This is a genomic window from Flavobacterium sp. GNP008 (assembly GCF_056428965.1).
In genome coordinates, this window is sequence record NZ_JBWJVL010000001.1 from 996139 (window position 1) to 1011959 (window position 15821).

General features: G+C 35.8%; 15 protein-coding genes. 4 read left to right on the forward strand and 11 right to left on the reverse strand.

What is annotated here, in order from left to right; translation table 11 throughout:
- Window positions 1–44: 44 nt before the first annotated feature.
- The 6 genes from AC0608_RS04470 to AC0608_RS04495 are packed head-to-tail and all read right to left on the reverse strand — an operon-like array spanning window position 45 to window position 4809.
- Complete coding sequence (locus AC0608_RS04470) at window positions 45–560, reverse strand: DUF2480 family protein (protein ID WP_417959092.1); 516 nt, start codon at window positions 558–560, stop codon at window positions 45–47.
- A gap of 7 nt (window positions 561–567) precedes the next feature.
- Window positions 568–2400 carry an ABC transporter ATP-binding protein gene (locus AC0608_RS04475; RefSeq protein WP_478288268.1) on the reverse strand — a complete coding sequence of 611 codons (1833 nt, stop codon included), beginning with the start codon at window positions 2398–2400 and terminating at the stop codon, window positions 568–570.
- 1 nt (window position 2401) lies between these two features.
- The gene (locus AC0608_RS04480; RefSeq protein WP_417959094.1) at window positions 2402–2725 is read right to left on the reverse strand and encodes an SUF system Fe-S cluster assembly protein; all 324 of its coding nucleotides are present in this window, start codon (window positions 2723–2725) and stop codon (window positions 2402–2404) included.
- A 4-nt stretch (window positions 2726–2729) separates the two neighbouring features.
- Window positions 2730–3149 (reverse strand): SufE family protein, encoded by a 420-nt coding sequence (locus AC0608_RS04485; protein ID WP_417959095.1) that lies wholly within the window; start codon window positions 3147–3149, stop codon window positions 2730–2732.
- Window positions 3149–3583: a hypothetical protein gene (locus tag AC0608_RS04490; RefSeq protein WP_478288269.1), complete on the reverse strand. Its 435-nt coding sequence runs from the start codon at window positions 3581–3583 to the stop codon at window positions 3149–3151. Before AC0608_RS04490 ends, AC0608_RS04485 begins: the two co-directional genes overlap by 1 nt.
- A gap of 11 nt (window positions 3584–3594) precedes the next feature.
- The gene (locus tag AC0608_RS04495) at window positions 3595–4809 is read right to left on the reverse strand and encodes an aminotransferase class V-fold PLP-dependent enzyme (protein ID WP_478288270.1); all 1215 of its coding nucleotides are present in this window, start codon (window positions 4807–4809) and stop codon (window positions 3595–3597) included.
- 185 nt (window positions 4810–4994) lie between these two features.
- On the opposite strand from AC0608_RS04495, the gene AC0608_RS04500 reads away from it, so the two are divergent.
- Window positions 4995–6341, forward strand: coding sequence for a serine hydrolase domain-containing protein (locus AC0608_RS04500; RefSeq protein WP_478288271.1), 1347 nt, complete (start codon window positions 4995–4997; stop codon window positions 6339–6341).
- Between the two features lie 263 nt (window positions 6342–6604).
- Here AC0608_RS04500 and sufD read toward each other — a convergent pair whose 3' ends face one another.
- From sufD to AC0608_RS04525, 5 genes are all read right to left on the reverse strand, one after another.
- A complete protein-coding gene (gene sufD / locus AC0608_RS04505; protein ID WP_478288272.1) occupies window positions 6605–7921 on the reverse strand; it encodes a Fe-S cluster assembly protein SufD in 1317 nt (438 codons plus the stop codon).
- A gap of 82 nt (window positions 7922–8003) precedes the next feature.
- Window positions 8004–8756: a Fe-S cluster assembly ATPase SufC gene (gene sufC, locus AC0608_RS04510; RefSeq protein ID WP_099714056.1), complete on the reverse strand. Its 753-nt coding sequence runs from the start codon at window positions 8754–8756 to the stop codon at window positions 8004–8006.
- A 36-nt stretch (window positions 8757–8792) separates the two neighbouring features.
- A complete protein-coding gene (locus AC0608_RS04515) occupies window positions 8793–9281 on the reverse strand; it encodes a flavodoxin family protein (protein ID WP_478288273.1) in 489 nt (162 codons plus the stop codon).
- 7 nt (window positions 9282–9288) lie between these two features.
- Window positions 9289–10737, reverse strand: a complete 1449-nt coding sequence (sufB, locus tag AC0608_RS04520) for a Fe-S cluster assembly protein SufB (RefSeq protein ID WP_478288274.1) — start codon at window positions 10735–10737, stop codon at window positions 9289–9291.
- Between the two features lie 79 nt (window positions 10738–10816).
- Window positions 10817–11146, reverse strand: a complete 330-nt coding sequence (locus AC0608_RS04525) for a HesB/IscA family protein (RefSeq protein WP_417959101.1) — start codon at window positions 11144–11146, stop codon at window positions 10817–10819.
- Between the two features lie 169 nt (window positions 11147–11315).
- Here AC0608_RS04525 and AC0608_RS04530 point away from each other — a divergent pair, with 169 nt between their 5' ends.
- From AC0608_RS04530 to AC0608_RS04540, 3 genes are all read left to right on the forward strand, one after another.
- Window positions 11316–12176 carry an MBL fold metallo-hydrolase gene (locus tag AC0608_RS04530; RefSeq protein WP_417959102.1) on the forward strand — a complete coding sequence of 287 codons (861 nt, stop codon included), beginning with the start codon at window positions 11316–11318 and terminating at the stop codon, window positions 12174–12176.
- Window positions 12177–12252: 76 nt separating this feature from the next.
- Entirely contained in the window at window positions 12253–13884 is a 1632-nt protein-coding gene (locus tag AC0608_RS04535; protein ID WP_478288275.1) for a S8 family peptidase, read from the forward strand.
- Between the two features lie 60 nt (window positions 13885–13944).
- Window positions 13945–15819: a M1 family metallopeptidase gene (locus AC0608_RS04540; protein ID WP_478288276.1), complete on the forward strand. Its 1875-nt coding sequence runs from the start codon at window positions 13945–13947 to the stop codon at window positions 15817–15819.
- The last annotated feature ends 2 nt before the right edge of the window (window positions 15820–15821 follow it).

Sequence of the window (15821 nt, forward strand, 5' to 3'; positions counted from 1 at the left end):
AGATTTAAATTCTACTTTAAAAGTACAAAATAAACATAAATAAACTACTCTTTCTTATGTGCTTTATACAATGGAACGGCAGCACATGCTTCACCATACATAATGCTTCGTGCAAAGGGATACAGATACTGTGCGGCTAGCACATAAGCTCGCATAGGAACTGGTTTTCTAGAGCATCCTTTTATAATAACGGGCTTATTTTTATAAACCGAATAATCAATTTTAGGCAACAATTCTTCATAAAGAGAAGCATCTAAATCTTCTACAGTACCATTGATTATTTTCTTTGCAAATGGGGCTAATTGAATGGCCACTAAAATAGAACTCCAAGCTGGAACTATGGCATCGGTACTGCAATGAATAGCAACATACTGATCTTGATATTGTGACCAATCATGACTTTTCAGAGCTGCTCTAAATTCTTGCTCTCTCAATAAAAACCCTTCTAAAAGCCATTGTGAAAGATCTATTTGTGTGCGAATTCCTTTTGGATAATAATCTTCGAGATCGAAAACTTCCAAAATACTATTGGCAACTTTATTTATAATTTCATGTTCCATACTATTTTTATAGATAGCCTTCAGCCTGCAGTGTGAACAGTTGGGCATATAATTTATTGTTTTCCATTAACTCATTATGCGTTCCTGATTCTATGATCTTACCTTCTTGTAAGACTAAAATGCGGTCTGCTTGTCTCACTGTGCTAAATCTATGAGAAATTATCACACTTGTTTTATCTTTTATTAATCCTATAAACCGTTCAAAAACTTCGCTTTCGGCTTTGGCATCCAGTGCCGATGTGGGCTCGTCTAGAATCATAACCTCAGCGTTTTTCATATATGCCCGTGCCAACGCAATTTTTTGCCATTGTCCGCCGGATAGTTCCTGACCTTTGGCAAATCGTTTTCCTAGTTGCTGCTCGTAGCCATACTTTAATTCAGAAATAACGTCGGTGGCCAAACTCAATTCAGCCGCTTTTTGTATTCGTTCGTAATTATTAATTTCATCAATTTTTCCGATAGCAATATTTTCTTTCACTGAAAATTCATATTTGAAAAAATCCTGAAAAAGGACTCCAAAATACTCCTGATAAGCGGCCTTATTATATTGGTTTATATTGATGCCGTCAAGCAAAATTTCACCCGATGTTGGCTCATAAAACCGAAGCAGTAATTTGGTCAGTGTTGTTTTTCCGGCACCATTCTGTCCAACGAATGCTATTTTTTCTCCTACTTTTATATCAAAACTAATGTCCTTTAATATTTGATTATCAGATTCCGGATACGCAAAATAAACGTTTTTAAATTCAAATCCGGTTTTGATTTTTTCTGGCAACGGAACCTCGTTTTTATTCTTATATTCAGATGAAATGTCAAGAAAATCAAAATAATCTTTCAGATATAAAGCGCTTTCGGATATCCGAGTAAATTTTGAAAAAAAATCGCGCAGACTACTCATTAAACGATTGAAACTCCCGGATAAAAAAGTTAATTCACCCAGTGTAATTCCGCCCGAAAGGACTCTGTAAATTATAAAAACATACGCTGCATAGTAGCTAATTGATCCTAAAACATTAAATAAAAACCCGTAACTGGAACGTTTTACAACGAGCGATTTATTTAATTTAAAATAGCGCGTTGCAAGGGTTTCAAATCTTTCTACTAGAAAGCCAGTTAATCCAAAAAGCTTAATTTCCTTTGCCGTTTTATCATTGGCGCCAATAAATCTAAGGTAATCCAATTCCCTTCTTTCAGAAGTCCAGCTTCTAGCCAGCGAATATTGTTGTTGGCTGAAACGGACTTCATTAATAAAGGATGGAAAAATGCTTAAAATTAATAAGACAATTAAATAAGGTTCAAAATAAATCAATCCTATCACAAGCGAAAAGATGGAAATAGTAGTTTGCGCCTGACCTAAAACATTCGACATTAAATCGACACGACCGGCAGTTTGCGTTCTTGCTCGGTCAAGCTTGTCGTAAAATTCAGAATTTTCCAGCAGACTAATATCGATTTCATTAGTCTTTTTGATGATTTTAATCGAACTGTTGATATTGTACTGATCTCCAAGAATTCCGTCTGTAAGTGAGATGGCACGACTTACCAAATCAGATAATACGACAAGAATAAATTCTATTGCTACAGAATGCCAAAGCGCAGTATAATCCTTTTCGCCATGTGTTGTAATTTGGATGATGGCATCAAAAATGAGTTTTCCAACCCATAAAATTGCAACAGGCAACAAAGCCGCAACGAGTCTGCAAAAAGCTGATGTCAAGAATAACGTTTTGTTAGTACGCCAAATTTCTTTAAAAAAGCGGGGAATAAAAAAAAGCGAATCAAAAGAAGATTTTAATCCAATTTTTTGATCGTTTAAAGATTTTGGTTGATTCCGCGCCATTTTATAGCATTCCCAATTCTAATTTTGCTTCTTCGCTCATTAAATCTTTGCTCCAAGGCGGATCAAAAGTAATTTCTACTTCAGCGTCTTTTACATTCTCTAATGATTTTACTTTGTCTTCGACTTCTCGGGGTAAACTTTCCGCAACGGGACAGTTTGGGGAAGTAAGCGTCATCAGGATTTTTACTTCATAATCGGTGTTTACCATTACGTCATAAATCAATCCTAATTCGTAAATATCTACAGGAATCTCGGGATCGTAAATTGTTTTTAATATTTTCACGATTGATTCTCCTAATTCGGCAGTGTCTATTTGTTGTTCCATTGTTCTAGTTTTGTGTGTTGAATGCCAAAGCATACATTTTTATATTTTTTATCATCGATACTAATCCGTTAGCACGAGTTGGGGATAAATGCTCTTTTAAACCTATTTCGTCTATAAAATTCATGTCGGCTTCCAGGATATCAGCTGCTTTTTGATTTGAAAAAGTACGTATCAAAATGGCAATAATTCCTTTGGTCAAAATGGCATCGCTATCGGCGGTGAAAACGATTGCATCGTCTTTTTTCTCCCCTTGCAGCCAAACTTTCGATTGGCAGCCTTTAATCAGGTTGTTTTCTGTTTTGAATTCTTCTTTTATTAAAGGAAGTTTTTTCCCTAGTTCGATAATGTATTCATAGCGCTCCATCCAGTCGTCAAACATAGAAAACTCGTCAACGATTTCTTTTTGTATTTCTTTAATTTTCATTATTCTTTTTTAACTAATGAAGTTATTATATTAATAAATTTTTTAATTTCTTTTGGTGGAAAACCATGGTCAAAACCGGTTGTCCCATAGATTTTATCTTTAACGATAATTTTCAAATTACCAATTGCTGCACCGTCATAAAAACGTTTATTAGTAGGTGCTTTTAATTTACCCAAAGTATCTAATGGAACGGTTTTAAAGCACGTGACTAATTCTTTCCAGTTAACATCTGATATTTTTGTCGGTACTGGTTTGTCGTTTCCCTCCCTGTCTTTTGAAACAGTTACCATTTTATTTTTGATTGTTATTTTTTGATAAAAGCCTCTGGTATTGGCCGTGTATTCAATAACAACAGTTTCAATATCTTGGGCTTTGGCACTATCGCAACCGTTGCCTAGGAAAATAGTCAAGAATAATAGTGATAGAATCTTCATAATGTTATTTTTTATGACAACATGAGTTGCGCTTTTTTAATCGCTTGCACCATACTGTCAATCTCTTCTTTGGTATTGTAAAAAGAGAATGATGCTCGTATCGTTCCTGGTATACAAAAGAATGTCATGATGGGTTGCGCGCAATGATGTCCTGTTCTTACTGCAATCCCTAATTTGTCAATTATGGTGCCAATATCATACGGGTGAATGCCTTCAATATTAAACGAAATTACGGAAGTTTTTTCTTTGGCTGTGCCAAAAATTTTCAAACCTTCAATTTCTAATAAACGTTTTGTTCCATACTCAAGTAATTCTAACTCCTGTTGTTGAATGTTTTCAAAACCAACTTCATTCATATAATCTACAGCTGTTCCTAGTACAATTCCACCAGCTATATTTGGTGTTCCTGCCTCAAATTTATGAGGTAAATCAGCATACGTTGTTTTCTCAAAAGTTACATCCTTAATCATTTCACCTCCACCTTGGTAAGGTGGCAATTTATTTAACCAGACTTCTTTTCCGTATAAAATTCCAGTTCCCGTAGGGCCACACATTTTATGTCCTGAAAAAGCATAAAAATCACAATCTAATTCCTGTACGTCGGGTTTCAAATGTGGAACGGCTTGCGCTCCATCAATCAAAATTGCGGCGCCAACCGCATGTGCTTTGTCAATCATGTATTTGATAGGATTGACTGTTCCAAGCGCATTTGAAATATGATTTACGGTTACGATTTTAGTTTTATCCGAAAGTAATTTGTCGTATTCAGACATTATCAGTTCGCCCTCTTCATTCATAGGAATTACGCGCAAAGTAGCACCAGTTTTTTCGCACAACATTTGCCAAGGCACAATATTACTATGGTGTTCCAATGCCGAAACTAAAACCTCATCACCGGGTTTTAAAATCGAAGCAAATCCGTTGGTCACTAAGTTAATTCCATGCGTTGTACCCGAAGTAAAGAGGACTTCGTGAGCAAACTTGGCATTGATATGATGTTGAATTTTACCTCGAGAAGTTTCATAGGCGTCCGTGGCTAATTGACTCAACGTATGAACGCCACGATGAATATTGGCGTTAATTTCCTGATAGTATTTTGAAATAGCTTCAATCACCACTTGTGGTTTTTGCGAAGTAGCTCCGTTGTCGAAATAAACTAATGGTTTTCCGTTTACTTTCTGAGAAAGAATAGGAAAATCAGCTCTGATTTTATTTATATCTAACATTTCTTTATTTAGAATTTTTCTAAATACAAAAGTACTAAAATTGAAGCGAATTTTCTGCAAACACTTGTTAATATAATCAAAGCATTGCGGAATTAGGTTTAGTTTTAAAACTTATTTTTCTCCATGTCTTAATGCTTCCAATTTTTCTAATTGTTTTTTGTTAAATTGCTCCAAATTAATTCTATATGAAAATTTTTTTCAGATTATTTGGTTTAGCCATTCTCATTGGTGTTTCTTATTTTGGATTCACGACTTATCCAAAACTGGATTTAATTTCTGGTTTTTCAGCCAAAAGTATCGCTTCGGGACATTTTATTGACAATCGTTCACAGGGAATGATGGAGAAAGGGGACAATGATATCGATATGATTGATTTAGCCAAAAATAAAATTGAAGAAAGCAGAAGATTTGCAGTGGCTTCGGTTTATGGTTTGAAAGAGCGAAAAGCTATTTATCGAGAAGGTTTGGGCGCTACTTTAATCAACGATGCTTTTGATGTTACAAAACCGTATTTAGTTCCTAAAAGAACAAAGTTGAATAACAATTTACCTTTTCCACATGGAAGCAAGGAACTCAAAGACACCGTTTTTGCAAATGTTGATTATACTAAATTGAATATAGCTGTGGCCAATGCTTTTGATGCAAATGGACAAATTAAAAAAAGAACGCGTTCGCTTTTGGTGCTTTATAAAGATAAAATCATTGCCGAAAAATACGACACTGGTTTCGATAAAAACAGTAAATTACTGGGCTGGTCGATGACCAAAAGTATTACGAGTGCCTTATTTGGAATTCTTCAAAAACAAGGAAAATTCGACATCTATAAACCCGCTCCCATTGCGGAATGGCAAAATGACAAACGCAAAATTATCACTACAAATGATCTATTGCACATGAATTCTGGTTTGGAGTGGGATGAGCAATATGATAAAATTTGTGATGCCACTAAAATGCTTTTTCAAGCCGAAGACATGTCACGGGAACAACTGGTTAAACCGGCGACCTTTCAACCCAATACGCATTGGAATTATTCTTCAGGAACGACAAATTTACTTTCTGGGATTTTGCGCAAGCAATTCAAAACGCATCAAGAATACTTAGATTTTTGGTATGCTGCTTTGATTGATAAAATAGGGATGAACTCGATGGTTGTCGAAACGGATATGGCCGGGAATTATGTGGGGTCATCCTATGGTTGGGCAACAACTAGAGATTGGTCAAAATTTGGATTGTTGTATTTGCACAAAGGCAACTGGAACGGGGAACAAATTTTTAACGAAAGTTGGGCTAAATATACTGCAACTCCCACCAATACTTCTAATAGAAGGTATGGCGGACACTTTTGGCTCAATGCAGGCGCGCATTTTCCCGATGTTCCAAGAGATATGTATTACTGCAGTGGTTTTCAAGGTCAGATGGTAGCGATTATTCCGTCACTGGATTTAGTAATTGTGCGACTGGGTTTGACTGAAGAACCTGAATTTGATTTTAACGGGATGTTGCGTGGGATAATTGAAAGTGTGAAGAAATAATTTTTATGATAAAGAATAAAGTTTTACAATCAGTTTTAATGATAATTGGAGGTTGGTTTTTAATAGGTTTAGGTTATTCTACGAATCTAGGTTACTCAATAATAAATACATTTTGTTTTTTGGGAGGTCTTGTATTGTTTTTTATAGGAATTATAATGTTTATTATTGCAGTTAGAGACTAAAAAGTTAACCGCAAAGGGCGCAAAGTTTAGTAAAAACCTTGCGCCCTTTGCGTAAATATTAGTGAACCTTATGGTTAAAAATTACAAATCGAATCCCATTTTTACCCCTAATTTAGTTGCAATAATCGTAGTAATTCGTTTTTTGAGTTCCGGTATTTTAATGCTTTCAATTACCGCATTGGAGAAGGCATACATTAATAACGCTTTGGCTTCTTTTTTAGGAATTCCACGCGCTTGCATGTAGAACATTGCGGTTTCATCCAATTGTCCAATAGTACAGCCATGGGAACATTTTACATCATCAGCAAAAATTTCTAGTTGCGGTTTTGCATTGATTATCGCTTTGTCACTTAATAAAATGTTATTGCTTTTCTGAAAGGCATTTGTTTTTTGGGCTTCTCTCTCAACAAAAATCTTTCCGTTGAACACACCAGTTGCACGATCAGAATAGATTCCTTTATAATCTTGATGACTTTCGCAATTAGGAGTAGAGTGCTGCACTAGAGTGTAATGATCTACGTGTTGTTTCTCCCCAATTATTGTTATTCCGTTAAGATAACTTACGATTCTTTCTCCAAAATGATAAAAATTCAAGTTGTTTCGGGTCAGGTTTCCACCAAAAGAAAACGTGTTTACCGACACACTGCTTTCTTGTTCTTGAGAAACATAGGTGTTATCAATAAGATTTGCATCTAAATTGTCATTTTGAATTTTATAATAATCTACAACAGCACTTTTTTGAGCAAAAATCTCGGTAACGGAATTCGTTAATACTGGATTTTCATTTAAGCTTTGATGACGCTCAATAATTTGCACATGAGAATTCTCACCAACAATCACCAAGTTTCTTGGTTGTACCAAAAGCGCCGCTTCATTTCCTGTAGAGAAATACATGATTTCAATAGGCTTGTCAGCTACTTTACTTTTTGGGATATTGATATACGCTCCCTCATTGGCAAAAGCCGTATTCAATGAAGTCAAACTTTCGTCTTTGCTTGCAATTTGGTTAAAGTAAGTATCGATCACCATTTTGTATTTTGGTTTGGTTAATGCGGATGACATTAAGCAAACATCTATACCTTCATGCGTAGTCGATGATAAGAACGAGCTGAAAACGCCGTCAATGAAAACGACCTTATAGGTGTCAATTTCATGTAAAAAATATTTTCTTACATCGGCAAATTCAATTAAACCTTCATGTTTAGGAAATACGGTAAAGTCATTTTTTAGGATGGCGTTTAGTGACGTGTATTTCCAAGCTTCCTCTTTTTTGGTTGGGAAGCCTTTATCTTCAAAGTTTTTTATGGCAGCCGTTCTCACATCATGTAGTTCGGAGTGAACATCAATGCGCTCTTCGAAAGCCATAAAAGACGATAGTAATTTTTCTTTCAATTCCATTTTCTTTATTGTTTAAAGTTTAAGGTTTAAATGTTTAAAGTTATCTCGTGGCAACTTTAAACTTTAAACTTCAAACAAAATTTTAAGCTTCTTGTTCTTGTTTAATCCAGTCGTATCCTTTTTCTTCTAGTTCGTGTGCTAGTTCTTTTCCGCCAGACTTTACAATTTTCCCATTGTACAATACGTGAACAAAATCAGGAACGATATAATCTAGTAATCGTTGGTAGTGTGTGATCACTACAATTGCATTTTTGTCGCTTTTCAATTTATTGACTCCATTAGCTACAATACGCAAGGCATCAATGTCAAGTCCAGAATCAGTTTCATCAAGAATGGCTAATTTAGGTTCCAACATTGCCATTTGAAAAATTTCATTCCGTTTTTTTTCTCCACCAGAAAAACCTTCGTTTAGAGAACGAGAAAGAAATTTTCTATCGATTTCTAATAATTCAGATTTCTCGCGAATCACTTTCAGCATTTCATTGGCAGGCATTTCTTCCTGACCGTTTGCTTTACGCGTTTCATTAATTGCGGTTCTCATAAAGTTGGTTACCGAAACGCCTGGAATTTCCACTGGATATTGAAACGAAAGAAACACACCTTTGTGTGCTCTTTCCTCTGGCGCCAGTTCCGAAAGATCTTCTCCATCTAAAGAGATTTCGCCTTCAGTAACCTCATAATTTTCGTTTCCTGCAATGATGGAAGCCAGTGTACTTTTTCCAGCACCGTTTGGTCCCATAATCGCGTGAATTTCTCCTGCTTTTACTTCAAGATTGATTCCTTTTAATATTTCTTTGTCTCCAATGGAGGCGTGTAAATTTTTTATACTTAACATTTGTTTCTTTAATTTTAAAAGGATTTAAATTCTCTTTTATTCTAAAATACTATTGATATGTTCTTGGTCTTTTATTGTTTGATAGGACAAATGCTTTTCTCCTAAATATTTTATTCCTAAATATTTCGCAGATAATCGAAAGGGTAAATAAAAATCATAATCTAATTCATCCTCATCAGAATTTGAAATTACAAACATATTTTTACCTCTTAATTTCCGGCCTAATTCTTTTTCGATTCTGATTAAATCAGAAAAGCGGTCAAAAAACACCTTCATTATTCCGCTCATTGCATACCAGTAAACGGGTGTTGCAAAAACTAGTGTGTCATATTTTTCAATAATTGAAGTTATTAAAGGTAAAAAATCATCGCTTCTATTGTCACTTTCATAATCATAATAGGAAATAGAATAATTTCTTAAATCAATAACATCAGCATTTATTTGGGTGGAAATTTTAGCAACTATTTTTGAAGTATTTCCATTGCTTCTGGAAGAACCGACAATAATAACCTTTGTGTTTCCCATACTCAAATTATCCTACACTTCCCTCAAGAGAAATTTCTAATAATTTCTGTGCTTCCACTGCGAATTCCATTGGTAACTTATTCAAGACCTCTTTGCTAAAACCGTTTACGATTAAGGCAATAGCCTTCTCTGTGGGTATTCCACGTTGGTTGCAATAAAAAACTTGGTCTTCGCCAATTTTACTTGTCGTAGCCTCATGTTCGATTTTTGCCGATGGATTTTTATTTTCGATATATGGGAACGTATGTGCGCCGCAATTATTTCCCATTAATAAGGAATCACACTGTGAAAAGTTTCGGGCATTATCTGCATTTGGTCCAATTTTAACCAAACCGCGATAACTATTTTGTGATCTTCCAGCAGAAATTCCTTTAGAAATAATGGTCGATTTAGTGTTTCTTCCAAGGTGAATCATCTTGGTTCCGGTATCGGCTTGTTGGTAATTATTGGTTACAGCAATCGAATAAAATTCTCCTGTTGAATTGTCTCCTTTTAAAATGACAGAAGGATACTTCCAAGTTATAGCGGATCCAGTTTCTACTTGAGTCCAAGAAATTTTTGCGTTTTTCTCACAGATTCCTCTTTTGGTCACAAAATTATAAACGCCACCTTTGCCTTCTTTGTTTCCAGGATACCAGTTTTGTACGGTAGAATATTTGATTTCGGCGCCTTCTAAAGCGATCAGTTCGACTACAGCAGCGTGCAATTGATTTTCGTCACGACTTGGTGCAGTACAGCCTTCTAAGTAGGACACATAACTACCTTCGTCAGCCACTAATAATGTTCTTTCGAATTGTCCTGTTCCGGCTTGATTGATCCTGAAATATGTCGAAAGTTCCATTGGGCAACGAACGCCTTTTGGAATATAACAGAACGAACCATCAGAGAAAACGGCTGAATTCAAAGCCGCATAAAAGTTATCTTTTTGTGGTACAACGGTTCCCAAGTATTTACGTACTAATTCTGGATGCTCTTTGATAGCTTCAGAAATACTCATAAAGATAATTCCTTTTTCGCCTAATGTTTTCTTGAAAGTCGTTGCTACCGAAACGGAATCAACAACAATATCCATAGCTACATTATTCATCATTTTTTGCTCATCGACAGAGATGCCTAACTTTTTATACATTTCTAAAAGTTCAGGATCTACATCATCCAATGTTTTATTAGGATCTACCGCTTTTGGCGCGGAGTAATAGGATATGGCCTGAAAATCAGGTTTAGTATAGTGCACATTAGCCCACTCTGGCTCTATCATTAGTTCCCAAGCACGGAATGCCTCCAGACGCCAATCAGTCATCCATTGTGGCTCTCCTTTTTTGTGCGAAATAGCGCGAACGATATCTTCATTCAAACCAATAGGAAACGTTTCTGATTCTAATTCGGTGTAAAATCCGTATTCGTATTCTTTGTTTTCGAGTTCGATTTTTAAGTCGTCTTCAGTGTATTTTGACATGTTTTTTTAGTCTTAAAGTTTAAAAGTCCAATGTGAAAAGTCATTTTAGCCTTGCGACTTTATGACTTTTGATTTTCGACTATAGTGAAAATGATTCTCCACATCCACAAGTTCTATTGGCATTTGGATTATTAAAAACAAACCCTTTGCCATTAATGCCTCCTGAGAATTCTAATATTGTTCCGGCTAAGTACAAAAAAGATTTTTTTTCAACAGCAATAGTGATATTGTTGTCTACAAAAATTTTATCGTCATCGCTTTTTGTTTTATCAAATTTTAAATCATAAGACAATCCAGAACATCCGCCGCTTTTTACACCGACTCTTACGTAGTCAGTTGCTGCGTCAAAACCATCATCTTTCATTAAATCGATGATTTTTTTTCTTGCAGTGTCAGAAACTTTTATCATAGCTTATATTGATTTTGTCTAAATTAAGCACAAAGATAGTGTATAAAATGCTTTTTCCATAACTGATGACATTTTTATAACCAATGCAAAAATAGAAAAAAGCTATTTGCAACCAGTAAAAGGATTTGAATTCCTTAACTTTGAAACTTCTCAAAAAAATATAAAAAACATGAAATTATATCCCATAGAAACCGGAAATTTTAAATTGGATGGAGGTGCTATGTTTGGCGTTGTGCCAAAAACGATTTGGAATAAAACCAATCCAGCCGATTCAACTAATTTAATTGATATTGCCGCACGGTGCTTGTTGATTGAAGATGGGGATCAATTGATTTTGATTGATACCGGGATGGGAAATAAGCAATCAGAGAAGTTTTTTGGGTATTATTCGCTTTGGGGAACGCATTCTATGGATAAATCGTTGGCTAAATATGGTTTTCATCGCGAGGATGTCACTGATGTTTTTATGACGCATTTACATTTTGATCATTGTGGGGGCAGTGTGCAGTGGAATACAAATAAAACGGGTTACGAGCCTGCGTTTAAAAATGCCAAATTTTGGAGCAATGAAAATCATTGGCAATGGGCTACGAAGCCCAATCCTAGAGAGAAAGCATCGTTCTTGTCGGAAAACATTCTACCCATGCAGGAAAGTGGGCAATTGAATTTCATTCAAAGACCGGAAGGCGATTTTCTTACAACATCAGAATTGGGTTTTGGCATCTTCTTTGCAGATGGTCATACGGAAAAACAGATGATTCCGCACATTCAATACAAAGACAAAACGATTGTTTTTTGCGCGGATTTATTGGCTACAGCTGGACACATTCCTATTCCTTACGTTATGGGCTATGATACTAGACCACTACTGACATTAGACGAAAAATCAAAATTCATGAATGCTGCAGCGGATAATAATTACTATTTGTTTTTAGAACACGATGCACATAATGAAATCATAACAGTAGAGAAAACCGAAAAAGGGGTTCGCCTAGCAGCAGTTTTTACTTGCGAACAAATCTTAACATAGTGTTAATAATAACTCCGGTTGTAACAAAAAAAATTATTTTAGACAAATATTTTAAAACTAATAAAAAACATTTTCGATGAATACTATTAAACCCATTTACATTTCTGCTTTTGCTTTTTTAGCATTAGCAGGTTGTGGCGCTTCAAGACAAGTTTCAAATATTTCTAATTCGGATCTGGTAGCTGTAAGCGCTCCTTTAAACATTAAAAAAAAGGCACCAATAACTGAAAATGATTTGAAGCGTTGGAGTCATTTAGATATAGTGACTGATACCATTCCTGGGATGAGTGTTGACAAGGCGTATGCTGAACTATTGAAAGGTAAAAGAGGGGTGCCAGTTATTGTTGGAATTGTAGATTCAGGCGTAGATATCGAACATGAGGATTTAAAATCGGTGCTTTGGACCAATTTGAAAGAAATTGCGGGAAACGGAATTGATGATGACAAAAACGGGTACATCGATGATATTCACGGATGGAATTTTCTGGGGGATAGTACCAAAGAGAATTTGGAATACGAAAGAATCATCAAAGATAAAACTTTAGTGGATCAAGCGACGTATCAGGCCGCTAAAGCCTTAAATGACAAAAAAGTTGCGGATGCAGTAGCGGGGCAAACACGTTCAGAGCAAATGTTAGAGACCCTTACAACTAGTGATGCAACTTTAGTGAAGCATTTTGGTAAGCAAGTCTATACTATCGAGGAGGTAAATGCTATTGTTTCACAAGAAACAGCAACACAAAAAAGCAAAGCGGCCATGCAACAGATGCTTTCTTATGGTTTGCCTATAGCAGAACTAAAAGTGGCGGTTCAAAAACAATTAGACGATCAGATTGCACTTATAAACGGAGACAACTTAAAAACAGATTACCGTAAAGTAGTAGGAGATAATCCAAACGATATTACCGACACTAAATACGGAAACAACAATGTAATGGGACCTGATAAGAACGAAATTCTTCATGGGACACACGTAGCAGGAATCGTAGCGCAAAGCAGAAACAATGTGTTAGGAGGCGATGGTGTTGCTAATAATGTTCAAATTCTTACCGTTCGTGCAGTGCCGGATGGAGATGAGTATGATAAAGATATTGCCCTTGGAATTCGATATGCGGTTGATAATGGAGCCAAAGTAATTAACGGAAGTTTTGGAAAAAGTTTTTCTCCACACAAACAATGGGTATATGATGCTATAAAATATGCAGAAAAAAAAGATGTTTTAATTGTTCATGCAGCAGGTAATGATGCAAAAGATATTGATTTTGCTGAAAACTTCCCTAATGATTCAGAAGATAAAGTGACTGAGTTTGCCGATAATTTAATCACCATTGGAGCTTTAAATTTTGAATATGGGAATAAAGTAGTGGCTCGTTTTTCTAATATTGGAAAAATTAATGTAGACGTTTTTGCTCCAGGAGTAAAAATCTATGCTACAACTCCAAATAATACCTACAAGTATTTACAAGGAACTTCAATGGCTGCGCCAAACGTTGCTGGGGTTGCCGCATTGATTCGTTCGTATTATCCCAAATTATCTGCTCAGCAAGTAAAACATATTTTGATGGATTCAGGAGTTGCCATAACAACAGATGTAGTAGTAGGTGGAAAAGCAAATGATGTTCGTTCTTTTACTGCATTGTCAAAATCAGGGAAAATCGTAAATGCATACAATGCTTTACTGATGGCAGAAAAAATGTCTAAAAAATAACAATTCAAATATTCATCAATGGAAGAGCACTTTGTTCTTCCATTTTTTATTTTATCTAATATGAAAAAACTTCTTTTATTATCTTTTTGTACTTTAAGTTTTGCAAATTTATTTGCTCAAAGCACCTCTTATTGGCAGCAGCATGTTGATTACAAAATGGACGTTACCATGGATGTTAAGACATATGAGTACAAAGGAAAGCAGGAATTGGTTTATACGAATAACTCTTCGGATACGCTAAATAAAGTGTATTATCATTTATACAACAATGCCTTTCAGCCTGGCAGCGAGATGGACGCCAGAATTCAAAGTATAAAAGATCCTGACGCCAGAATGATTAACAAAACCAATACGGGTGTTAATGGCTTGAAAGAAAGCCGAATAAAAAATTTAAAACCTAACGAAACGGGGTATTTAAACATAACTAATTTCAGGCAAGATGGAGTAAGTATTCCGGTAAAAGCAGTAGGAACAATTCTTGAAGTCACTTTGGCTAAGCCAATTTTACCCCATTCAAAAACTACCTTGAAATTAGATTTTGACGGTCAGGTTCCCCTACAAATTCGTCGTTCCGGAAGAAATAATGCTGAAGGGGTAGAACTGTCAATGGCGCAGTGGTATCCCAAAATGGCTGAATTCGATTTTGAAGGTTGGCATGCGGATCCATATATTGCAAGAGAATTTCACGGAGTTTGGGGAAATTTTGATGTAAATATTACCATTGATGCGGCATACGTTTTAGGTGGTACAGGGTATTTGCAAAATAAAAATACAATTGGACATGGATATCAAGATCAAGGAGTTGTGGTGACTCTTCCAAAGGGAACTAAAACGTTAACGTGGCATTTTAATGCGCCAATGGTACATGACTTTACGTGGGCGGCTGATAAAAATTACATCCATGATGTTGTTAAGGGTCCTAACAATGTAGACTTGCATTTCTTGTATAAAAACAATCCACAATACATTGAAAATTGGAAAAAACTACAACCAAAAACGGTACAGTTAATGGCTTTTTATAATAAAACGGTTGGAGATTATCCTTACAAGCAATACTCCGTTATTCAGGGAGGTGATGGCGGAATGGAGTATGCTATGTGTACCTTAATTTTGGGACAAGGCAGTTTTGATGGGCTGCTTGGGGTAACGGCTCACGAAATGGCACATTCTTGGTTTCAACATGTTTTGGCTTCCAATGAATCTAAACACGGATGGATGGATGAAGGGTTCACCTCTTTTCTGGAAGATTTAGGAATGAATGAAATCGCTGATAAAAAGGCAGAAAATCCATTTACGGGAGCGTATGCGGGGTATTTTTCTATGGTTAATTCAGGAAAAGAATTGCCACAAACCACCCATGCTGATCGTTTTGATGAAAACAGAGTCTACAGTATTACTTCTTATAGTAAAGGAGAATTATTCTTAACGCAATTGATGTATTTGATTGGAAAAGAAAATCTGATGAAAACGTTGAAAAAATATTACAGCGATTTTAAATTCAAGCATCCTACACCGAATGACATCAAAAGATCAGCCGAAAGAATTTCTGGAGCAAATCTGGATTGGTACTTGACGGATTGGACAAAAACGACAAGCACGATTGATTACGGCATCAGAGAGCCAAGAGATATCGGAGGTAAAGCGATTGTAACATTAGAGCGAATAGGCAGGATGCCAATGCCAATTGATTTGTTAGTAGAATATACTGACGGTACTAAGGAGAGTTTTTACATCCCGTTGCGCATGATGAGCTTCGAAAAAGAAAATCCGAATCCAGCAATAAAACGAACTGTTTTGGGGGATTGGGCTTGGGCTTATCCTACAATGGAATTCATGATTGCGAAGCCAAAAAACACCATCAAGAAAATTACTATTGATCCTAGTGGTTTAATGGCCGATATCAAGAAGGAAAACAATACCTATGAATTAAAGTGATT